This window comes from Sneathiella limimaris, assembly GCF_012932565.1.
Classification (GTDB): Bacteria; Pseudomonadota; Alphaproteobacteria; order Sneathiellales; family Sneathiellaceae; genus Sneathiella; species Sneathiella limimaris.
Genome location: NZ_JABBYJ010000001.1, coordinates 410,937 through 432,299 on the forward strand (window position 1 = coordinate 410,937; position 21,363 = coordinate 432,299).

Here is a 21,363-nt window from a genome sequence, read left to right on the forward strand (position 1 = left end):
ATATGCACAATTCGGCAAAAGACGAAACTTCTTGGATAGCTCTCTATCTAAAGAATAAACGCCAGATCGAACTTTTTTTCCGGCGACGCATACGCAATGAGGAGGATTGCAAGGATCTGGAACAAGAACTATTCATCCGAATTCATAAATTAGAGCCTCATAAAACTGTTGAAGACCCAAAGGCTTATCTATTCAGGATTGCCCACAACCTCGTCAATGATCTACTGCGATATCGCCAGCGCCATGATGCTCATATAGCTGACATCTCAGAAATTCAGAATTTAGGCCAAGATACTTATAAAGCGGATGATCAGGTAGCTGACCGGCAAAACCTTGCTTTGCTGGAGCAGGCAATTGATAAGCTTCCCCCAAAATGTCGTGAGGTTTTTCTGTTACGAAAAATTGAAGACTTACCCAATAGGCAAATTGCGATCCGGTTAGGAATAAGTCAAAACATGGTTGAAAAACACTTGCGCAAAGCACTTAAGGAATTACGGCAGTCTCTTGAGTAAAAAGAAAGACTGAACTGACATCCTCTTTTAGAAAGACCAGACGTCTATATAACGTGCATAAAGATCTATTTATTCCGGTTGGTAAAGGCTTCCAGTTTATCAGTGATAAAGCTTAACATGAAATCAGCAGAAGAATATTTGGCACATTTGGAAGACCTTAGTATTGCTGAGCAAGCTGATTTCTGGGTCATTGCTGCAGACGATAATATGGATGAGCATTGCGAGATGGCTTTCCAAATTTGGCTGGATCGAAGCCCAGAACACCGCAACGCCTATACTATGTCCGTTGAAGTCTGGGAGCTTGCGGGTAGTGCCGCAATGGCACACAAAGCAAATACCATAGATTCTGATCAGAGGCCGATTACACAAACCGTTGAGTACGGTCCTGCGATAAGGTCTGGTGCTATTACCCGCCCTTTTTTCTGGATTGCTGCTGCATGTGTCATTTTAGTGATGACATTTCTGATTCACAGTCATGATTTGCTCACACCAGGAGAAATGATTACGGCGCAAGCAGACTTTAAGACATACACTTTAAAAGATGGATCAACTGCCAAGCTCGATGCTGCTAGTCAGGCAAAATTAGAATTCAACGAAAAAATTCGACAGGTAAAGGTTACTCAAGGAGGCCTCTTTGTTGATGTGGTGTCCGATAAAAAGCGACCCTTTACTGTTGTTTTAGGTTCCGTCCAAGTTACTGCAGTTGGTACCTCCTTTAGTGTTGAGGAAACGGCAGATGGTCCCCTCGTTTCAGTCTATGAAGGGGTTGTCACAGTCGTAAATACGGACAAAGAGATGCCTGCCATTGAGGTGCGCGCTGGTCAAGATTGGCAGCAAACCGCTCACATGAATGAAGGAAAAATTTCAGATATCAGCCAACCCAGATTATCTTATTGGCAAAATGGATTGCTTCAGGTGTCTGATGCCACACTTGGTAGCCTACTAGATAAATTTAGCAAACATTCGGATACGGAGCTTCTTTGGGTCAGTCCGGAAATCGCTTCAATTAAGGTATCAGGGCTTTTTCAACTGAAAGACTCTGCAGAGCTTTTGAATATTTTTGAAACGCGATATCAATATAGAAAATACGACTTTTTTGGAAAATCGGTCATATTTTAAAAAAATGAGGTCCTGTTTTTGATACTTGGCCCGTCTCTCTTTTTGTAACTAATTATCATTCGCAACTGAGAGACTAAGTAAATGTTCCGTTTCAGTACCACCAGTAAAGCTATAAGACCTCAAAAAATAGATTTTCAAAATTTTCTATTTTCATCTTTAAGCCGCCACGCTTTAGTCGCGATGATTATAGCGGGTTCAACGGTTTACTTATCTAACTCAGCGGTCGCTTCAGAAAACCAAAACGATGTCCAAAGGTATGAAATCCCGTCAGGGTCTGCTCAGAAAAACCTAAATGAAATAGCTGCAAAAACCGGAATTAGTTTGCTCATTGAGGCGGACATTAGTGATATTAGAAACGAAACTTTAAGCGGCGACTACAAACCTTTAGACGCCATGAAAGCCTTGCTCTCAGGCTCTGGCTTTCAATTAAAACAAGTTGGGGATCGCACTTACAGCGTCGTCAAAGCATCTCAAAGCCAAAACCTGGTTACGCTGGAAAAAATGGTTGTTACAGCTGGCAGGGCGAAAAGGAGCAGCCGCGCGGTTCCTGCCTCGGTCGTCGTCATTAATGATGAAGAAATACTCCAGCATATTCAAGGCGGTGGAGATGCAGCCAGCTTGATTTCGAAATTCGTACCCGGTATGGCCTCTTCAAACCAAACTATCTCAGGAGCCAGTCAAAATTTCCGTGGACGTGGTGTTCAAGTGTTGGTCGATGGACAATCTCTGAACACACCTCTCAGAAACGTCTCACGTACATTTACACTCGTAGATTTAAACCAAGTTGAACGTGTTGAAGTAGTTCCAGGTGCCCGCTCTGACTATGGGAATGGTGCAACCGGCGGCACAATTAACTTCATTACAAAACAGGCCACTACTGAGCATCAGCTTACTGTTAGGCTTGGTACTTCTGCCTTTACCGCCAATGTTAGTGACTCAATAGCTCCGGAAGTATCTGTGACTGCAACTGGTACGGAAGGAATGTTCGATTACGCGGCGACTATTACTGCTGAAATGACACGCGATGCATTTACAGGTAATGGCGACCTTGCACCTTCAGATCCACTGATCGGACAGGGTGGGTTAGATAATAGTCGAAGCCTCAATCTATCCGCAAAAGGTGGCATTAATTTCTCTGACACGCAGCGGCTACAAGCATCCATCAACGCAATCGAATTGAACCAGGAGCCTGAGTATTATACCGACTACACAACGGATCCAGTTTCCGTAGATCAAACCTCACCTTATGAAGGCAAAAGTATTCGAGAGAGATCTCAGTACTATTCTCTTGATTTCACAGACAGCGAAACACCTTTGGGTAATCTGGAAGCCAAATTCTTCTACGACAACATCAACAAACGATTTGCTTACTCTCCAATTTCATCTGCAAACCCGGCTGTACCAGCATTTCCAGGAACCACCACACCTGACATCAATGGACAATCCGAAATTGAAACACGTCGGTATGGAGCTCGCTTAACCTTTGACACCAAGCTCAGTAGCCTTATTGAGGGTATGAAGGTGACTTGGGGTGGAGACGCCAGTTACGATGAAACTGAACAGAAGTTTCAGGATGGACAAGACAGAATAGCCCCAATGTCCCAAACTGGCCTAGCCGGATTTGGTCAAATTTCTGTCCCCTTCAGCATCTTTGAATTTACCGGTGGCATACGATACGAGTATTTCGATTTGGAAATCGATGACTTTGTTCGACCCTCGTATGTTTATCAAGTTGCTCCCTCATTCTTTGTTCAGATACCGCAAGCTGCCGTAACTGGTGGCTCTCACACTTATAGCGAGTCTGTCTTTAACGCAGGTGTGGTCGCTCATGTAAGTGAGCCAGTTGATGTATTTGTGAACTACAGTGAGGGCTTTTCAATTCCAGATGTCGGAAGTTTTACATCCCGAGCTGGCTTTGGCGGAATTCCAACTGATTTCTCTCTTTTTTCACCAAAGGCCAATGTTGTAAAATCCCTTGAAACCGGTCTTCGCTACAATAAATTCGGCGTACGTGGAGAGGCTTCCGTATATGTCACATCTAGTGATTATGGAACAACATTTGACTTAGCCACTAATTCCCTATCCCAACAAAAAGAGCGTATTTGGGGCGTCGAACTTTCAGGTGAATTTCCCGTAAATGAATGGCTGAAGGTGGGTGGTGTCGCATCATATATCAAGGGCCGGTATGATACAGATGCAGACGGCGAACTTGATGCTGATCTTCCATCAAACCGCATCCCATCTGAAATAAGTTCTTCACTGTATGCTGACATGTACTTCTGGGATGATCTAAATGTGCGTGCAACCGGAAATTTCTCTGGAGGTCGAAGCGGTCGTGATGCGACCGGTAATTTTGATATAGACCCTTCCTTCACCATGGATTTATCCGCAAGGTATCCCCTGTTGGATGGCGAATTGGCGTTGGGTGTGACCAATCTGTTGGACAGTGATCAGGAAAACGTCACGGCAACAGCAGTCAGAGAATTTCCCATCATTGAATATGGTCGCCGCATTACCATCAACTACACCAAAACATTCTAATTCATTCAAGAGGTGGCGGCCTGTCATTGGCCGCCATTATTCCAATGTTTAAATGGTCGCAACCCCTACCCCATTTTTATGAAATGGAATTCAGTGGAGATCTTAACCAGAACGAACAAGAAGCCTTTCTTTGTGTTCTGAACAGACTTTCAAACGAAACAAAGCCGTTTGTTGTATTGACCGTATCTCAAGGCAACAGCCCGCTCACACCAGAAAACAAAAAACGAATGAACCTTTGGTTCAAAGACAACAAGGCTTTCCTTGAAAAAATGTGCCTTGGAACTGTTCGCGTTCAAGACGGATTTTCAGACGATCACTATCAAGGGTCAAACTTAGAAAAAGGTTTGCCGTTTCCAATATATTCGCGAGGTGGGCATTTTGACGGCAGAAAACTTGCAGAAAAAATTCTGACTGCAGGAATAAAGAAGTAATGAACACCCTATCTCGAGGAAAAAGGTATAGCGTATTTATAACGCTCACCGGCCTATATGTTATGCAGGCTATTCCAATCTACCTCTTCGGAGCCGCTATACCTGTCATCTTACGTGATCAAGGTGTGAACCTTGCAACAATCGGTTCAATGGCGCTTCTTTTTCTGCCCTGGGTTCTAAAATTTCTCTGGGCTCCATGTGTTGATCGTTGGAAACCTCCTTTTCTGGGACCTAGAAAAGGCTGGATAATTCCTTCCCAAATATCGATTTGTGGGCTCATCTTCTGGATGGCAAACCTCGATCCAGCAGATAACTTATTCCAGATTTTTGTAATTGCCTGCATCATCTCATTTTTATCCGCGACACAAGACATTGCGACAGATGGTTATGCGGTCGAACTTCTTGAGGAGCATGAACGCCCACTTGGTAATGGCATTCAGGGCGGAAGTGTTGCAATCGGTGTTATTCTGGGAGGAACTGCCACCCTCATGCTTTATGAATTCATAGGGTGGACCGGCTCTATAATGATTGCAGGAGGCGCAGGATTATTGTTTTTACTGCCTGTGTTTTTCATTGCCGACCAGACGACACATTTGGCAATCCATAACAAGGAACAGGTTTCACAAGCGTCTATCATTTCCTTCTTGAAAAGGCCGGAAGCCCGTTATGTTCTCTATCTGGTATTGGCCTATCGGGTTAGTGAAGGATTTGTTAAGGCAATGGAACAGACCTTCATGAAGGATCAGGGTCTCTCGCTCTCGACCATCGGTCTTGTTTCTGGAGGATCGGCAGCCATCGTGGGGCTGGCAGGTTCCATTTTGGGTGCCTACCTGGTCAAAAAAATGAGCGCTGCCCCGTTTCTTCTTTTTCTCGCGTTTATAAGGACAATTGTATTTATTGGCTTCAGCCTCGCAGCTCATCTCAACACCCAGGACGCGACTATTTTGGTCGGACTTTCAGTTGCAAACACTTTTGTCCGATATATGGAAATCGTCGGTATCTTTAACCTCTGTATGCAAGTCTGCCATAAACATCAGGCGGGTACAGACTTTACAATACTCTCCTGCGCAAATCTGTTTGTTTACATGTGCGGAAGTATGATCAGTGGCTTTATTGCTGACGGATATGGATACGGTATCTTGTTTACGTTTGCCTCGATACTTTCATTTGCAGGGGTGTTTCAAGCATATCATTTCATCCAAAATCAGAGATACGCGTATCTGGTAAAACGTCAAAGCGATACCTAAACATAGCCATTGACACACATGTTGTAGAATAAACTGTCTGAATTTCTGGTGTGATAAAAAAGCTAAAGATCTATGCCACGCTCCCTGATGAGACACTAGAGGAATTCCAGAAGACCTCTGCGCACCCTCTCATTCGATAAAATTACGCTATCTGAGCAGCGATATAACCTTTAAGGAGCTCGCCTTTAACCGTCTAGTACATCCCTGACACGGCGGATCAGTTCATCCTTATTATACGGCTTGCTCAACAAATTATCCGCCAATTGCGTCCGAAATGAATTATTAGACGCTCTATAAGTTTGAATTTTATTCGAAAACCCACTGGTCAGCAGAATTTTCATGCTTGGACTCAGACGATGTACTTGTTCGGCTAGCTCAAAACCGTCTGCTTTTCCAGGCATGATCACATCACTGAATAACAGATCAAAATCAGGATCAACCTCTAATCTTTCTAATGCTTCTCTAGCTGTAGAGACATGTTCAACCTTATAGCCATAATCTTGCAAAATCATAACCGCAACGTCAGCCATCATTTCTTCATCTTCTACAACCAAGACCCTCTCAGTGCCGCCTCTCAAAGATTTGACGGCAGATTTTCCAACAATCTCGTGACTGTCTGCTGCAGACTTCTTCAAAGGGAAGTAAAGCCTGAACGTTGTCCCCCTTCCCGGTTCGGAATAGACCTTTAAATGGCCATCAGATCGTTTAATAAATCCATACACCATACTAAGGCCCAGACCTGTTCCTTGACCTTGATCCTTGGTCGTGAAGAAAGGCTCGAAAATCTTGTCTATGATTTCCGCCGTCATACCAGAGCCGTCATCGCTGATCGATACCATCGCAAACTGCCCTGACATGCTCTCTGGATTGCGACGAACATATTCTGCATCCAAGTATTTCTTTTGCGTCTCGATAACGAGGGAGCCCCCGTTTTTCATCGCGTCTCTAGCATTAATGGCCAAATTCACAAGCGCATCTTCAAAATCACCCTGATCTATCTCAACCAGCAATTCTTCTTCACTATAGAATGTTTCTATAGAGATCGTCGCGGTTAGCGTCCGCTTCAGGAGTTCTTCCAATCCCTTGATTACACTGTTCACATCAACAAGAGTGACGTCTGATTGTTCATCCCTAGAAAAAGAGAGAAGTTTTCGGGTCAGATCTGCCCCTCTGTTAGCCCCTCGGAGCGCGACATCAAATCGTTTTCGGGCCTCTTCATTCAGCTGTTGCTTGGATTCAAGCAACTCCAGATTTCCAATTATAATTCCGAGGATATTGTTAAAATCATGGGCAATTCCACCTGTAAGCTGGCCAACAGCATCCATCTTGCTGGCTCGCTGAAGATGTTCCTCTAGAATTTTAACCTCAGTCAGATCCGTGATTGAGGCGACAAATTTTCGGGTATCACCATCGAAGACCTCAGCCACACCTAGATGAATGGGCAACTCTTTACCAGACTGATGCTTGGCTTGAACCTGACGACCAATTCCAATCAACTTCTTGATGCCGGTCGTCACATAATGTTGAACATATTCATGATGCTCCGCGCCAATATCAGCTGGCATCAGCTTGACAATATTTTCACCAATCATCTCTTCGGCGGAGTAGCCAAATATTGCGGACGCATTCCCGTTAAACATTTCAATCGTACCGTTCTGATCAGCCACAACGATCCCAATCGTCATATTTTCAAGAACTTGTCGAAACCGCTCTTCGCTTTGGCTTAACCGACTATGCGATGAGAGAATTCTCGATCGCATGTCATTAATCGCTTCAACAACATCATCAAGTTCGTCCTGAACATTCTTGGATTGATGTCCTCTGTCCAGCTTCAAAACATCTGGAACCCTCTCGAAATTCAAGGCTCGAGAAAACTCAACAATTTTTCCAAGGTGTCTCGAGATCAGATTTTGAAAGATAAACGAAATAAATATGGCAACCGCGAAAGTTTTTATACCATTTCCAACCAATATCACGCCAAAGCGTTTTACAAGTCGGCCATAAACATTTTCCAAGGATGCCACAACAATCAGGTCACCCAAATGCTGGAGCTTATCATTGTAGCGATACATCAGAGGAAAAGTCTGGCGGATGCCCTGTTGACCTTTGGTTGCTCCTTCAGAATAAAGAATTGTATCACGGGAACGGATCTCGACGTAAATCAAGTCCTGCATCCGCAGTATTCCCTTCAACAAAGTCTCTACCTGTTGATTATCCAGAACCCAGGTGGCAGTTGTGAGGCTTTCCAAAAAGCTCTCTTCGATTTGGGTGAATTCAGAATTGATGAGGCTGATATCCCTCTTATATTCCAAAAACAACTGTATGGCTGTTGTTACCAATGTAATTAGGGAACTGAACAGAACGATCAGAAAAATAAACTTACGAACCAGAGATTGTTTCTTTAACGGCTTACTCACAGGAGTCTTCACCTATTTACTAATTTGCAAGTGGAGCTAGAGTCTCGTCAAAGATACGTTGATATGTTCCATCTTTTTTCATTTCAATCAGGGCGTTTCTGGCAGGTTCAACCATTTCTTCGTGCTTGATGCTAAGATTAAAATAATGAGGAGCCTGGGCAAGTGGCGGCTCAGCAATATGAATATCTTTAAAACCCAACTCCTTTACCAAATGCAAACCGCCCCACCGATTATAAACCACAACATCCGCCCGGTTACTTTCAAGTAGATTGAAAAGCTGCTTTCCATCTTTAACCTTCACAATCGATTTTGCATTGCTGACATTTCGCTCAACAATTTTCCAACCGGTGATATACCCGACATTGAAACCTTCTAGACTTGACCACCCAGTTATTTTCAACCCTGGTTTCTTGGTAAACACAACAAAATCTCTAACGAAGGCGACTTCCTTTATCTGCCGGATATTTTTATATTTTGTCAGGATGCCTGCGACGCGTCCAAGGGCACCATCATCGATACCTTGATCTAGGTTTTGCAACGCTCTCTCTGCAGGCACAAATTGTACCTTTACGTCACGCCCCAATCGCTTGAAGATCTCTTTTACAAGCCTGTCTTCAAACCCTGTATTCTCTGAATTGGTAAAAGGCATGCCCACCGAAGCGCTAAAAAGCATTGGCTCGCTTGCCTTCGTGTTGGGGATATAGGAGAAAGAGAATAATAGGATTAAAAAGAAGAAACTGACCAAATATTGTAGCGCGGAAGTGGCTGACGACTTCTGTTTCATTTCTTTCTCCAAAACCTGAGTTAAAGCCTATTCAAACAAGTAAGCAACTCACATTCAAATAATTACAATATAATAATTAAGTAAAAAAATAATTTAGAAGGGTTTTTGCCGCACAGAACTCAATAGAATGAATGTCATACAAGATTTAAAAACTCAGTTCCGCACCCAAACTAACAGCTAAATTTCCAGTAAACGACCATATCCGGAGAATTCAGAAGAAACTCCAGAGAGCACTAAACTATGCCAAAGACTGGCTTGATTTGCCGATATAACTGGGCGCCCCAAGGTTTTTTCCAAACTTTCCAAAATAGCGACGCAGCGCACTCCTGTGCCTGCTATGAGGACGCCATCTGCTGCATCGGGACAGGATGCCAATATCTGTTTATAGAGAGATCCAACGTCCTGATCAAAACCTGCGCCTAGTGGATACATATCATCTGGCGAAATATCTCTCCACTTCGGACCCAGATCGGAACGAAGATACCCTGCGAGTTCAACGCCATGATCTTTGTAATATGAGAGGGCGGACGCTACGATCTTATCATTGAACCAAGCAGGCAATACGACAAAAGGACGCTCAACCTTCATAGCGTGTAAAGCTGCTAACATATCGAGCCCATTTGTGGTAACAGACATCCCGTTATCACACAGCTCTGAAAGTCTTCTGATAACCGCCTCGTCCCAGCCTTTTCCGCCAAGGAAACTGCTCGAGCTGTGGCCGATTACGCACACAGATAAATCCATGGTTGTGAATTGTTGTAGGCCACGTTTCAAATCGTCAGCCAACTCAACCTGCGTCCGGTTATCGTGCCAAGTCGCCCAGGGCGCCGCAGCCGTAATGCGAGCGGCGTGCACAGAGATATCGCCTGGTAACATCGCCCACCATTCTGCTTCCGGAACGGCTTCGCTTCCCACGATAAACATTCCGATGCGCGCTCGGCTACCCCAGTTATCTTTTTTCAGATCCACGAATAAAACTCCCATTTCACGAGCCCAATAAGTGTATGAGCATAAATCCGATTATACCTTCGGAAAAGCCCGATATTTGGTTGAAAAAGGAACCGCGTCTCGTGAAAACAGCAAACCGCATAGTAAGTTTTTTGACTAACGGCTCATTTCATATTAAAAACACCTAGATTTTTGCTGCGATAAGGCATCTCGAAGATAAGAGAGGTGCTGGGAAGTGGTGGTTCATCTTCATAACGCATTATGATGAGCCCGTTTGGATGGCTAGTGAACCATTCTTTTGCTGTATTAGTTTCAATTTCGGCAACCGGCTTTTCAAGTCTACCAAGAAAAGTAATTTCCCCCTGATAATTGTGTCCATAAGCCCAATCCCGGTCTTTGTAATCTTCCAGAAAAGTCGCTAGCGGCCGTAAATCGTACCGGGGAAAAAGAAATTTTGCGGCAATACCCTGACCTAAGACAAATATTCCGACCATCACAAAGGCTACGTTTCTAATTCTCTGAGGCCTGATTTCTATCCAAAAAGCCAATAGAATTGCCATTCCAGGCAGCAAGGGAACGAGATAATGAGGCTGTTTTCCACTTATCAAAGAAAAACTAACCAATGTTGGAACAATCCAGAGAGCCAGAAAGCGGATTAACCAGTTTTGCTGAAAATCCCCCCAAACTCCTGATAACTTTTTCCAGACTGATCCGAACAAAATCCAAGGGAGAAAAAATAACGGGAGGATTGGTAGATAAAACCAGAAAGGACGGCTATGGGCGGCACTAAAATTTCCCGTAATTCGCCCGGCAGTTTGCTCCCACAAAAGCCAATAGGCAAAATCACCACTAGATTGAGTGAGAACGGGGACGATCCAGAAGGACACGGGGATAACTGAGAGGAGCAGGGCACCTGCGCAACCAACATACCATTTCAAAGGTTTTATTCTGGCGGGATGCCACAACGGCCCAAACACCATAGGGAACAACACATAAAGCCAAGCAACCGGACCCTTCGTCAAAACTCCCAAGCCCAATGTCAGAGAAAGAAGGACCAAGTAACGCCTTTTCTCGGTTAAGGCAAAGGAGAGAAGCGCCAGTATTGATAGGCCCGTAAACACCGCAAGGGTGATGTCAAACATGATCATCAAACTATAGATGAGAAAAGGGAGACTCCCCATCAGGATCAACGGTACTTTATGGTGAATTTTCTGCCTCTCCGGAAACAACAGTTCCTCGAGCTTCTGAGAGATCAGCAAAGTTGCCAGCGCAGCCAAAAACACGGGAATCATACCTGCAACCCGGCTCACTCCGAAGAATTCCCAAGAAATATTGATCAACCAGAAAAGTAACGGCGGTTTGTGGTGATAGGGTTGAAAGTTGACTGTCAATGGCGCCAGCCAGTCCTGGCGCAGGTACATCTCCCATGCAGCGCTCATATAGCGAGTTTCATCGATGGGTAGTAAGGGGCGAAATAGAATTTCAGCAATAAATAGAATGACAAGCAGCAGGATAGCGTGAACCGCTGAGGGGACATTAAACTGTTTCATCAATTTCCGCCAATGCCTGCCTTTGCCTTAGCGTGACTACCTGAACCTACGGTCACAAAATAGATATTACGCAGATATATGAACAAACCTGTGCTTTGCCCAAGAATAAAGACTGGATCCCGCCGATAAACTGCGTAGGAAAAAAGAGTGACACCACCTGCCAGAGAGAAATACCAGAAGGCCTTTGGAATAATGCTTTTCTTTTGCCGCTCAGAGGCAATCCACTGAACAAAAAACCTCATAAAAAACAAGGCTTGCCCCAACAAGCCCACACCCAGCCAAATATGCTCAGCGTCTAGCCATTCGAATGTGTATTTCATGACTTCCAACTCTTAGTTCAGTTCTTCATAAACATTGCTTTTCAGAACTTTGCGGGAACGTTTCCTTAGCCACATTACACCGAGCAAATCGCTAATCCCAACCAGTGCCCTATCCAGAGTTCCATATTTTGATTGGCCATGAAGCCGGTGCCGATGAGAAACGCCAACATGAATGAGTGTGACCCCATCCCGCTGAAAAAGCGCAGGCAAAAACCGGTGCATATGATCAAAATAAGGTAGGTTCAAATAATCAATGCGACGAAACAACTTTAGGGAACACCCGGTATCACGGGTTCCATCTCGTAGACAGCTAGCCCTCACAAAGTTGGCAAACCGGGAAGAAAGTCTCCGTATCCAGTTATCATTCCGTTTATGGCGCTCCCCAAGGATCGCTACACTGCCTGAATTTCGTTTATTTTCTTCGAAAGCTCGCCAAAGCCGCTTGATATCATCGGGTGGATTTTGACCATCACCGTCCAGCGTAACAATTATCTCATTTCCAGCTGCATTAATCCCCGTCCAAAGGGCTGAGGATTGTCCGGAATTTTTTTGATGTCGAACAATCCTTAAGTAAGAAAACTGATGACGCAGCTGTAAAAGAAGATCCCAAGTCCTGTCCGTACTGGCATCATCCACATATATGACCTCACTGATGGGGAGATCCTCTGTTTTTTCAAAGATTTCCTGTATCAGCGGTTCAATATTGTCCCCCTCATTAAAGACAGGAACGACAATTGTTATCATTTCCACCACCTCAAAACACCTGAACGGAGGAAGACAGTGACCCTCTAAACTGAAGAGAACCTGAAGGTATTGAGAAATGACTTTCTATATGTATAAAAGTTGCCGTGACATACGGCAGTAGGCATACTCAGCCATTACCTTAAGTTTGGCTTTATATCTAGAGAGCATGACTTCCATCAGTCCAGACGTAACAATAGAAACGGCTAAAGCCCCGAGCGCGCGTCACCGGATCATGGCTGGATTTATCGGCAATGTAATCGAATGGTATGACTTTGCTCTCTATGGCTATCTGGCTGGTGTCCTTGCACCCGTCTTCTTTCCAACGGATGATCCCGCCGCGGGACTTATCGCGACCTACGGAATTTTTGCCGCTGGCTTTCTGATGCGCCCTTTGGGTGCTGCCATCTTCGGGTTCTTTGGTGACCGATATGGTAGAGCCCGTGCCATGCAAGTATCTGTTACAATGATGGTGCTGCCAACATTGGCCTTGGGATTACTTCCGTCCTACGCGCAGGTTGGCATTTTGGCCCCTATTCTTCTTGTTGTGGTTCGCTTAGTTCAAGGGCTATCAGTAGGCGGCGAGTTTTCCTCTTCTGTCACATGGCTCGTTGAGACGGCACCTCAAGGAAAACGTGGTTTAGTTGGAAGCTGGGCAAATATCGGCTCCATGACTGGATCGCTCCTGGGTGTTGGTGCCGCTAGCCTTGTAACTACTTTCTGTGAACCCGACCTGCTGCTGGATTGGGGTTGGAGGTTGCCTTTTCTTGCCGGTGCGCTGATGGGTCTGCTGGCGATCTGGATCAGACGAAATCTTCATGAGTCAAAACGGTTTGAGCAACACCATGAAAACAGATCAGACACATCCCCACTTCTGCAGGCTTTCACAACCAACAGACACGAAACACTTTTAGCCCTCGGTTTTGCCGCAGGCTACGGTGCCTGTTTCTACATTGTCTTCGTCTATCTTCCCCAGTGGCTTACTGAAACAAATCTTCTGGACCGAGCGACGGCCCTGACTCTCAACACGGCGATGACGTTATTCATTATCCCGCTGATGCCACTTTTCGCAATCGTTGGGGACCGCTGGATCTCCCGTCGTTCTTGGATCCTTATTGCTCTAAGCGTACTGAGCTTATCTGCTTGGCCCTTATATCTATGGATGCAGCATAGTGATGGATCACTCTTCTCCATACTAATGACACATGTAATTCTTTTCAGCCTCATGGCCGTTCCCCTTGGATCCGGCCCCGCTCTATTCGTTGAAATGTTTCCGGAAGAAGATCGGCTCTCTGGATATTCGATTGCATTTAACGTAGGGCTCGGAATATTTGGTGGGCTCACACCCATGATCAACTCAAGCCTTATCGCCACCACAGGGACCAACATGATACCGGCTTACTACACCGTACTAATGGCAGCCGCAGCCGTTCTCATCTTAAGTTTCACGCCAGATCGAAGCCGTGCGCCTTTGCGATGAGCTGCAGCAAAAAAGGGAAACCTTTAGAGGTTTCCCCTTTCAATTTTCAAAACTAATGGATTGATAGACTTTAGGATATATCCTCTCCTGAAGGCATACGCTTTTGCCCAGTCACCATACTTCGCGCGAGATTTTCACCGTGAAGGAGACTCTCCCAAGCCACACCGACGACATGAACACCAACGAGGAGAAGGAGAAAGTTAGCCCCAAATTCATGCACCTCTTCCATCACCTCAGAACCCCAAAACATATCTGTCGTCATCAGCCAGCCCGTGAGAGAGGTAATCGACAGCATAACCAGCAGAAGGAGGATCATAATCCCACCTGCCGGGTTATGGCCGATATAACGCGGTCCCTTGAAAGCCAAAACATCTTTCACATGCTGGATAACCTCAGAAGGACTGCGAACAAATTGCTTAAATCTGGCGTATTTGGGGCCTATCAAGCCCCATATAAGCCTGAAGGCAATTAGGCCGGCAACGACATAGCCGGAGATTTCATGTAAATCGTCCCACTCATCACCTGATATCCAACTCACGATAAAAGCTAGCACCAAAGACCAGTGGAACAGCCTGACCAATGGATCCCATACTGCAATCGCTTCTTTAGTCATCTCAATCTTCAAACTTCTGCTTCACAACTTCTAGAGTTTTCGGATTGAAATAGGCTTCGACCCGCCTGCCTTCTGCGTCTTTTGCATATGCCTCAAAGCAGCCATCATCCACCTTGATGCGGCTCACTTTCCAACCTTGACCTTCCAGCTTTTCTTGCAAGGCTTCTTTCGGCTGCCATTCATCCTTTGGAACTTTGCAAAGATCACTTGCATGCGAAATAGTCGCGGCGCCTGCCAAGGTCATGACAACAGACAAAATACTCATTTTCCTAACGATATTCATGATCTTACCTCTCGTTGATTTGAGGCTTTAATCTGTAGTTAGAAGCTGAAGTGGAACTGAAGATATGAATTTAATTTGCAGGAAATTTGAGGCTGACGCTAAGCCCACCTTGAGGGTTATCTGACAACGTCAGAGCTAGATTATGGGCCTCAGCAATCCATCTGACAATCGAAAGACCTAGCCCACTTCCCATTTGTCCTGATTTATCTGCCCGGTAGAACCGATCAAATGCAGACATTTTTTCGACATCAGACATACCCGGTCCAGTATCCGAAACCTGGAACTCACCGGTGGATGATAGACGAATTTCGATTGCTCCTTTATCAGGCGTATATTTAAATGCGTTATCCAGAAGGTTTCTGACTAAAATTTCAATAGAAGCCGCATTAGCCATAACAAGAAAATGATCTGGGATCTGTAGCTTCAGTGCCTGATCTTTTTGCTGGTATCTCAACGCTAATTCTTCGACGGCACTAACAATACACTTTGATAGATCAACCTTTTCCTTTGGATAATTTTCTGATTGCAGTCGGGCCAGAGCTAATAATTGATCGACCAAATGAGTTGCCCGGTCAATGGACTGTTGCAGGTTCTTCAGATCCTCCACATTATCGGAATTACCCTGAAGTTTTCGAAGCAAGACTTGAGTTTGTGTTTTCATTGCGGCCAGTGGAGTGCGAAGCTCATGGGCTGCGTGATCAGTAAACTCTCGTTCTCGCTGAAAGCTTTCACTGATTTGATTAAACAGCTCATTCAATGCCTTAATTAAGGGCTCAATCTCATTGGGAACCTCCTGGACCTTTAAAGGCCTGAGATCTTCGCTACTGCGCCTCGCTACATCTTTTGAAATTCCCACGACTGGACGAAGCATTCGATTTACCCCCAGCCACACCAAGAAAAAAAGAACCGGTATAAAAGCCACAATTGGGATTAGCTGAGAGCTGAGCAATTGAAGGATCAGTTCATATCGAACTTCGTATTGTTCTGATACTTCAATCCGAACTTCATTATCAGGATCCACATAAACAAAGAACCGCCACCTCTGACCATTTACTTCACGGTCAGAGAAACCCGGAGGAGCCTGAAACAACCCGAATGTCTGTGATGAGGCAGAGCCCTCGACGACTTTACCCTGGTACCAGATCCGAAAGCCGAGCTTGCTTTCATATTTATGCGACAATCCTGGATCTTCTTCGTCCAGATGAAGCTCTTCCCCTTCCTGAAGCTCATGCCGCGTCAGCTGTAACAAAACTCTTGCCGATTGAACGAGCTGAGCATCATAAACTTCTTCCACCTCATGCCAGATATAGAAGTAGCTAAGGAAAAGCATAAGGGCAGAGGCGCCCAGAACTGGAAATCCAATCCAGTATAGAAGCCGTTTTCGAAGAGAGTAGGTTTTCTTCATGCGGCTATCATATACCCAACGCCTCGTATCGTGCGGATCAGTTCTTTTCCGAGCTTACGTCGAAGAGCCGAGATATGGACTTCAACCGTATTGCTTTCCACTTGTTCCGAAGACCAGTCATAGATGCTTTCCATAATACGCTCTTTTGGAACGATGTGGCCTTTGGACCTCATTAAACAATCCAATATGCTTCTCTCACGAGAAGATAAAATAACTGGAGATCCATTTTTCTCTACATGACAGGTAGAAGGTTCATAACTGATATCACCAACCTGAATAACAGGAGAGGCCTGACCCTTGCTTCTTCGCACCAACGCCATACATCTCGCCAGCAATTCATCAAGTTCAAACGGTTTCACCAGATAATCATCGGCGCCGGTATTCAAACCTTCGACTTTATGACGCAAGGCATCTCTGGCCGTTAGCATAAGAACCGGGATTTGATGACCGGTCTTGCGGATAGATTTTACAAACTCAACACCAGACATGCCTGGCAGCATTACATCCAGAACAATTAATTCATACTGCACCGTCTGAAGGGCATCATCCGCGTCTTCGGCGGACTGTACCCAGTCGACGGCAAACTGTTCCTTCAAACCCTCTGCCGTTGCCCGACCAAGGTTAAAATCATCTTCGACCAACAAGATACGCATGTCCGACTTTGAATTCCTTAAGAAAGAGACAAGTCCATTTCATCTTCCTATTTTTGATTTAGCTCTGCAAGTACTGCTCTGATCTCCTGACGTCGACCTGCGTCCGCAAGTGGTCGATTTGGGCGACTAGGCGCTTCCAATGCTTTAGTCAGATAGACTTTTGCTTCTTCTGCGCGGTTTTTCTTGCTCAAGAAATCCCCATAAAAGAAGTTTGGATCGATCCCATCTGGGTTAATCTCGACAGCTTTCTTCAGCATTTTTTCTGCCACACCATCATCTCGAAAAGAAATTGGCCAACCCGGCACTTGATAGTAGAGAGAGCCAAGAGAGGTATAAGCAGAACCTTCCAGCGCAGCCCCATCGATCTCTAAGGCTGTTTCAAATAAGTTTCGTGCATCTTTAAGTTTGCCAAGCGCTGAAAACCCCTGATCTATCCCAGCATCAGTTGCGAGGATAATCCCTTCCCAAATCAAAGGCTCTGCCCGCTTTGGAAACTGTTTCGCCAATTGACTAGCTTTCTCTTCCAACACATGAATAGCTTCGATTTGGCGCGCTTGATTGGCTTCCTGATATTTGATCCTCGCCCATTCCGTCTGCAACTCTGTAATCCCACGCGAAAGGTCATCATCAGGTCCAGCCTGTACAAGGCTTGTGAAAGACAGCCCCATCACAACAAGGCTAACAAATGCAAATGTAAGTTTCTTCATTCTGCTCGTCCTAATCTGAATTGTTATTGAACCGGATCAACCAAGACGCCGTGAGCTCCATTGAGTTCCTGCCGTCCTATTTCCGTATGGGTTTCAAGCCCCTTATCAACCAAACCCGGAGTTAAAAAGTTCAAGGTTGCAAAAATTCTTTCAGATAAGCCGAAGCGCACTTCTGCTTCCCGGTTTTCGATTGCCTTGACCATGCGCCGCGCAACTTGATCGGGATGGTCATAGTTAGTTTTAGTCCGCTGATTAACAGTATCTGCAATGCCTTTGTTCATCGCTGTCTTGACAGCCCGAGGTGCCAAATGAGTGACGGAAACACCAGTCCCTATCGACTCTCGGCGCAATGCATCGCTGAAGGCTTTAAGACCTGCCTTTGCGGCGACATATCCAGTTAAATGCGGTAAAGGGATCAACCCTGTCATCGACCCGACCGTAACCAGCTGACCACTCCCCTGACGTTTCATTATTGGTAGAAGGGCCTGACAAAGGCGCATGGGAACTGTCAGATTCAACTGGATAATCCGCTCGTAATCCTGATCCTCAGCCATAGCGAAACTGTTCATACCGGCAAGGTTAACCAAAATATCGGGCTTTAATTCCTGCAAAGAGCGGCTGACACCTTCAAGATTTTTAACCAAGTCACCATGCTCTTTACGATCGTAGCGAACCACATGAACCTGACGGGCTTCCAGTTCCTGGCAAAGAGGCACCCCAATTCCACCCGTGGCCCCCGTTACAAAGGCCGTATTTCCTCTAAGCGACATTGCGAGCTTCCGTACTAAACGGGATGGCAGAGAGCAACCGAGCAAACAGCCGGAAAGTATTAGAGGCAACCTCAATAATGGCCTCCTGATCATCGGGATCTGTAACCTGATTAACTGTCTCTTCAAAAAACTTCATGTGACTGATATCCAGCTCACCATGGGAATAGAGATAGGAAAATGCTGTTTCAGGTAAATCCAAGGCCAAACGAACCGCTTCTGCACCTTTATTTGCAATCTGAATGGAAGTGCTTTCCAACATAAAAACCATTCCAAGGAACCCAACCGGATTTTTCCGATTGATGTAGTCATAGTTATAGGCAATCAGAACCTGTGTCTCGAGGTTTGGCATTGAATTGCGGGCAGCCTCCTTATTGCCACCGGCTGTTGCAATGTCATTCAGGATCCATTCCTCATGCCCGACTTCTTCCGTTAGATAAGTCGCAATTGCTTTGTGCAGATATTTTTTGCTCTGTGGCAACTTGGAGCCCATACTCATCAGGAACGGAACCGTGTGAGACACGTGATGAAAGGCTTCCGTCAAATACGCGATATAAGTCTCCCGACTAATTTGCCCCGAAAGCCCTGCCTGTAATTGTGGGACTGCATAAAGCTCTGTCCGTGAGGCTTCAGTCTCCTTGACCAGACGATCATAAAAAGTCATGAAACTTCTCCTGTTTCTAATAAGTTCGCTGCTAAAATCTGATCCCGCTTGGGGCGTCCCGTTCCGGTCAACAGCCCATTTTCAAGCGTGAACGGTGGAACTGTCGTGAAATGATGGATTTGGGCATAAACGGGCAGAAGCTCATTGCTCAACATGATGGCCCGTTTGACGTTTGCTTGAGGGTGACTTGGCACAACCAAAGCCCTCAGATGAGGCTCTCCATCACCGAAAACAACCGCCTGCGCGATATCTGGCTGCAACAGTAATGTGCTTTCCACCCACTCAGGTGAGACGTTCCGGCCATAAGAGGTTATCAAAACGTTCTTTTTTCGCCCGTCGATCGAAAGGTACCCGTCTTCATCAAACGACCCAAGATCGCCAGTTGCAAACTCTCCCATTTTGGGCTCTCCCACATAACCCAAAAAGGTAGGGTTGGAGATAACAATCTCATCCTCTCTCACTGATGCTACGACATGCGGTAGAAGCCGCCCAACAGTGCCCGGTTTATCTTCTCCGGGAACATTCAATGCAACAACGGAGGCACATTCAGATAAGCCGTATCCCTCAAAGACAGGTAGTCCCATTTGGCGGGCGGCACCAATGAGGTGAGGATCAACGCGGGAGCCACCGACAGCTATAAACTCCAAACAATTGAGGGGTCCCTGTGTCATGACTTGCTTCATCAACAATCTCAGAATTTCAGGAACGAGTATAATTGTGGTTGCCTGCTCAGCTTCCAAAACCTGATGGAGGTTGGCGTATATCTCACCAAAGGCGGAGAGTGGATTTATCCGAATTTCACTGCCGGCAATCAAGGCTGTATAAACACCCGCAATATTCTCCAGAAGAACTGCAAACGGGAGTATGGATACATGTTTACCCACAAATGCCTCTCCCATTCGCTCATAAAGTGAGCAGGCCACAGTCAGCAAGCCTTCTCTAGATAGACAGACGCCCTTCGGGTTTCCCGTCGTTCCCGACGTAAATGTTATTTTGAGAGTTCCGACCGGTAGCTGAACAGCTTCATCTTGCTTGAGCCGAATGATCCCCTGCGGCGTAATTCGGCTCGTGATCCCAGCTGTTTTGAAAGCATGATTTTTCTGAGTCTCTGTGAAGAAAGGAGGAATAGGAACACAGACTGCACCAGCATAAAGCGCTGTAAGGTCCCACAAAATCCATTCAATACCGTTATCAAGCTCCAGAGAAATTCTGTCACTTGCACTCAAGCGCTCTCCCCTCTTCTGAACCTCAGCCAGAAGTTCGCCATAAGTCAGAGTTTTTCCAGCCTCACGCAACGCAGTCTTCGCGCTATGGCCAGAAATCGCCTTAAATAGCATGCCATTTAACCTTTCTCTGAAGCGGGGGCGAAGTTGCCTCAAAGGGGAATTCAAAAAATTCCAAACCGAATATACTTTTTAACCGCTGATATCCTTGTGAAATGGACCCTGCCATCACATAAGGCTCACTGCGATAGTAACTTCCCCAGTTTTCTGCTGTAGTTTTGAGAGAGTTTTGTCGAGCGGGTGCCAACTTCCTTGGTTGAAGACCTAACTGACGAAAGCGCCGCTCAAGAAAGGGGGATCCTGTCGCAACTGCTATCGTAAAGTTCTGGTGATCAAAATAAGCCGCCATAACAGCGAACAAAAAGGTCGCGGCACCCTGCCCAGTACCGGCAAGGTTGCCGATCTCAACAATCTCGCTCCGGTCGCAAAGGACCTGCTCTTCAACTGGAGATGATAAGTATTGCTCAAGAAATAGAGGGATATCCGCAGCAGGGCGAAAACCTGCTGTTGCCTGAATTCCCCGCTCTGCATCCTCCAGGCAAAAAAGAAAAGGATAGTCTACTTTAATATCTGCCTGATAAGTCTGCTGATAGATATCTTCAATAAACTGGGTAATGCGCGCGCGCTCTTGCTGAAGATCTTTAACCAACTTGATCCGCATACGAGCGGTCGATACTTCCGGGATATAACGTCCTGACCCAACAGTCAGCTTTCCTAACGGAACCTGATCAAACTCACAATGGATTTCAGTCATCTACTCTCCAGATAATTCCAAATCTGGAGTAATCTTAAGAGAGCAACCTGAAGCTAACCTGAAGGAATAAAAAACGCATTTTCATGCCAAAATTATGCGTTTAAAGGAAACTTTAGATGCTTGACTGATGGATTGCTCAACAAT

21 protein-coding genes are annotated in these 21,363 nt (G+C 45.6%); 6 read left to right on the forward strand and 15 right to left on the reverse strand.

Annotated features, from left to right (window positions below):
* The first annotated feature begins 2 nt into the window (after nt 1-2).
* The 5 genes from HH301_RS01920 (at nt 3) to HH301_RS01940 (ending at nt 5,850) form a co-directional block, all read left to right on the forward strand.
* Entirely contained in the window at nt 3-512 is a 510-nt protein-coding gene (locus HH301_RS01920) for an RNA polymerase sigma factor (protein WP_169566388.1), read from the forward strand.
* A 117-nt stretch (nt 513-629) separates the two neighbouring features.
* Entirely contained in the window at nt 630-1,631 is a 1,002-nt protein-coding gene (locus HH301_RS01925) for a FecR family protein (RefSeq protein WP_169566389.1), read from the forward strand.
* 180 nt (nt 1,632-1,811) lie between these two features.
* Complete coding sequence (locus HH301_RS01930; RefSeq protein WP_169566390.1) at nt 1,812-4,172, forward strand: TonB-dependent receptor; 2,361 nt, start codon at nt 1,812-1,814, stop codon at nt 4,170-4,172.
* Nucleotides 4,173-4,198: 26 nt separating this feature from the next.
* The gene (locus HH301_RS01935) at nt 4,199-4,603 is read left to right on the forward strand and encodes a hypothetical protein (RefSeq protein WP_169566391.1); all 405 of its coding nucleotides are present in this window, start codon (nt 4,199-4,201) and stop codon (nt 4,601-4,603) included.
* Nucleotides 4,603-5,850, forward strand: coding sequence for an MFS transporter (locus HH301_RS01940; protein ID WP_169566392.1), 1,248 nt, complete (start codon nt 4,603-4,605; stop codon nt 5,848-5,850). The genes HH301_RS01935 and HH301_RS01940 overlap by 1 nt, the downstream gene beginning before the upstream one ends.
* A gap of 185 nt (nt 5,851-6,035) precedes the next feature.
* Here HH301_RS01940 and HH301_RS01945 read toward each other — a convergent pair whose 3' ends face one another.
* From HH301_RS01945 to HH301_RS01970, 6 genes are all read right to left on the reverse strand, one after another.
* A complete protein-coding gene (locus tag HH301_RS01945) occupies nt 6,036-8,267 on the reverse strand; it encodes a PAS domain S-box protein (RefSeq protein ID WP_169566393.1) in 2,232 nt (743 codons plus the stop codon).
* Between the two features lie 19 nt (nt 8,268-8,286).
* Nucleotides 8,287-9,051 (reverse strand): substrate-binding periplasmic protein, encoded by a 765-nt coding sequence (locus tag HH301_RS01950; RefSeq protein ID WP_169566394.1) that lies wholly within the window; start codon nt 9,049-9,051, stop codon nt 8,287-8,289.
* A 177-nt stretch (nt 9,052-9,228) separates the two neighbouring features.
* Complete coding sequence (locus HH301_RS01955) at nt 9,229-10,020, reverse strand: aspartate racemase/maleate isomerase family protein (RefSeq protein ID WP_169566395.1); 792 nt, start codon at nt 10,018-10,020, stop codon at nt 9,229-9,231.
* A gap of 143 nt (nt 10,021-10,163) precedes the next feature.
* A complete protein-coding gene (locus HH301_RS01960) occupies nt 10,164-11,549 on the reverse strand; it encodes an ArnT family glycosyltransferase (protein WP_169566396.1) in 1,386 nt (461 codons plus the stop codon).
* Nucleotides 11,549-11,869, reverse strand: a complete 321-nt coding sequence (locus tag HH301_RS01965) for a lipid-A-disaccharide synthase N-terminal domain-containing protein (RefSeq protein WP_169566397.1) — start codon at nt 11,867-11,869, stop codon at nt 11,549-11,551. Before HH301_RS01965 ends, HH301_RS01960 begins: the two co-directional genes overlap by 1 nt.
* Nucleotides 11,870-11,881: 12 nt before the next feature.
* Nucleotides 11,882-12,613, reverse strand: a complete 732-nt coding sequence (locus HH301_RS01970) for a glycosyltransferase family 2 protein (RefSeq protein WP_206378126.1) — start codon at nt 12,611-12,613, stop codon at nt 11,882-11,884.
* 166 nt (nt 12,614-12,779) lie between these two features.
* On the opposite strand from HH301_RS01970, the gene HH301_RS01975 reads away from it, so the two are divergent.
* The gene (locus HH301_RS01975; protein WP_206378127.1) at nt 12,780-14,090 is read left to right on the forward strand and encodes an MFS transporter; all 1,311 of its coding nucleotides are present in this window, start codon (nt 12,780-12,782) and stop codon (nt 14,088-14,090) included.
* A 70-nt stretch (nt 14,091-14,160) separates the two neighbouring features.
* Here the strand turns inward: HH301_RS01975 and HH301_RS01980 are convergent, their stop codons facing one another.
* The 9 genes from HH301_RS01980 to HH301_RS02020 form a co-directional block, all read right to left on the reverse strand.
* Nucleotides 14,161-14,703 (reverse strand): cytochrome b/b6 domain-containing protein, encoded by a 543-nt coding sequence (locus HH301_RS01980; protein WP_169566399.1) that lies wholly within the window; start codon nt 14,701-14,703, stop codon nt 14,161-14,163.
* 1 nt (nt 14,704) lies between these two features.
* Nucleotides 14,705-14,968 carry a PepSY domain-containing protein gene (locus HH301_RS01985; RefSeq protein ID WP_206378128.1) on the reverse strand — a complete coding sequence of 88 codons (264 nt, stop codon included), beginning with the start codon at nt 14,966-14,968 and terminating at the stop codon, nt 14,705-14,707.
* Nucleotides 14,969-15,056: 88 nt separating this feature from the next.
* Nucleotides 15,057-16,391 (reverse strand): ATP-binding protein, encoded by a 1,335-nt coding sequence (locus HH301_RS01990; RefSeq protein WP_169566401.1) that lies wholly within the window; start codon nt 16,389-16,391, stop codon nt 15,057-15,059.
* A complete protein-coding gene (locus tag HH301_RS01995) occupies nt 16,388-17,044 on the reverse strand; it encodes a response regulator (protein WP_169566402.1) in 657 nt (218 codons plus the stop codon). Before HH301_RS01995 ends, HH301_RS01990 begins: the two co-directional genes overlap by 4 nt.
* A gap of 47 nt (nt 17,045-17,091) precedes the next feature.
* A complete protein-coding gene (locus tag HH301_RS02000; RefSeq protein ID WP_169566403.1) occupies nt 17,092-17,751 on the reverse strand; it encodes a tetratricopeptide repeat protein in 660 nt (219 codons plus the stop codon).
* A gap of 23 nt (nt 17,752-17,774) precedes the next feature.
* Nucleotides 17,775-18,521 (reverse strand): SDR family NAD(P)-dependent oxidoreductase, encoded by a 747-nt coding sequence (locus tag HH301_RS02005; RefSeq protein WP_169566404.1) that lies wholly within the window; start codon nt 18,519-18,521, stop codon nt 17,775-17,777.
* Nucleotides 18,511-19,182 carry an iron-containing redox enzyme family protein gene (locus HH301_RS02010; protein ID WP_169566405.1) on the reverse strand — a complete coding sequence of 224 codons (672 nt, stop codon included), beginning with the start codon at nt 19,180-19,182 and terminating at the stop codon, nt 18,511-18,513. The genes HH301_RS02005 and HH301_RS02010 overlap by 11 nt, the downstream gene beginning before the upstream one ends.
* Nucleotides 19,179-20,519 carry an AMP-binding protein gene (locus HH301_RS02015; protein ID WP_169566406.1) on the reverse strand — a complete coding sequence of 447 codons (1,341 nt, stop codon included), beginning with the start codon at nt 20,517-20,519 and terminating at the stop codon, nt 19,179-19,181. Before HH301_RS02015 ends, HH301_RS02010 begins: the two co-directional genes overlap by 4 nt.
* Nucleotides 20,509-21,219, reverse strand: coding sequence for a thermostable hemolysin (locus tag HH301_RS02020; protein WP_169566407.1), 711 nt, complete (start codon nt 21,217-21,219; stop codon nt 20,509-20,511). Before HH301_RS02020 ends, HH301_RS02015 begins: the two co-directional genes overlap by 11 nt.
* Nucleotides 21,220-21,363: the final 144 nt, after the last annotated feature.

Excerpts from the sequence above, each read along its gene's own strand:
- HH301_RS01920 (WP_169566388.1), top strand. The coding sequence starts at position 3 with ATGCACAATTCGGCAAAAGACGAAACTTCTTGGATAGCTCTCTATCTA.
- HH301_RS01925 (WP_169566389.1), top strand. The coding sequence starts at position 630 with ATGAAATCAGCAGAAGAATATTTGGCACATTTGGAAGACCTTAGTATT.
- HH301_RS01930 (WP_169566390.1), top strand. The coding sequence starts at position 1,812 with ATGATTATAGCGGGTTCAACGGTTTACTTATCTAACTCAGCGGTCGCT.
- HH301_RS01940 (WP_169566392.1), top strand. The coding sequence starts at position 4,603 with ATGAACACCCTATCTCGAGGAAAAAGGTATAGCGTATTTATAACGCTC.
- HH301_RS01950 (WP_169566394.1), bottom strand. The coding sequence starts at position 9,051 with ATGAAACAGAAGTCGTCAGCCACTTCCGCGCTACAATATTTGGTCAGT.
- HH301_RS01960 (WP_169566396.1), bottom strand. The coding sequence starts at position 11,549 with ATGAAACAGTTTAATGTCCCCTCAGCGGTTCACGCTATCCTGCTGCTT.
- HH301_RS01965 (WP_169566397.1), bottom strand. The coding sequence starts at position 11,869 with ATGAAATACACATTCGAATGGCTAGACGCTGAGCATATTTGGCTGGGT.
- HH301_RS01970 (WP_206378126.1), bottom strand. The coding sequence starts at position 12,613 with ATGATAACAATTGTCGTTCCTGTCTTTAATGAGGGGGACAATATTGAA.
- HH301_RS01975 (WP_206378127.1), top strand. The coding sequence starts at position 12,780 with ATGACTTCCATCAGTCCAGACGTAACAATAGAAACGGCTAAAGCCCCG.
- HH301_RS01980 (WP_169566399.1), bottom strand. The coding sequence starts at position 14,703 with ATGACTAAAGAAGCGATTGCAGTATGGGATCCATTGGTCAGGCTGTTC.
- HH301_RS01985 (WP_206378128.1), bottom strand. The coding sequence starts at position 14,968 with ATGAGTATTTTGTCTGTTGTCATGACCTTGGCAGGCGCCGCGACTATT.
- HH301_RS01990 (WP_169566401.1), bottom strand. The coding sequence starts at position 16,391 with ATGAAGAAAACCTACTCTCTTCGAAAACGGCTTCTATACTGGATTGGA.
- HH301_RS01995 (WP_169566402.1), bottom strand. The coding sequence starts at position 17,044 with ATGCGTATCTTGTTGGTCGAAGATGATTTTAACCTTGGTCGGGCAACG.
- HH301_RS02000 (WP_169566403.1), bottom strand. The coding sequence starts at position 17,751 with ATGAAGAAACTTACATTTGCATTTGTTAGCCTTGTTGTGATGGGGCTG.
- HH301_RS02005 (WP_169566404.1), bottom strand. The coding sequence starts at position 18,521 with ATGTCGCTTAGAGGAAATACGGCCTTTGTAACGGGGGCCACGGGTGGA.
- HH301_RS02010 (WP_169566405.1), bottom strand. The coding sequence starts at position 19,182 with ATGACTTTTTATGATCGTCTGGTCAAGGAGACTGAAGCCTCACGGACA.
- HH301_RS02015 (WP_169566406.1), bottom strand. The coding sequence starts at position 20,519 with ATGCTATTTAAGGCGATTTCTGGCCATAGCGCGAAGACTGCGTTGCGT.
- HH301_RS02020 (WP_169566407.1), bottom strand. The coding sequence starts at position 21,219 with ATGACTGAAATCCATTGTGAGTTTGATCAGGTTCCGTTAGGAAAGCTG.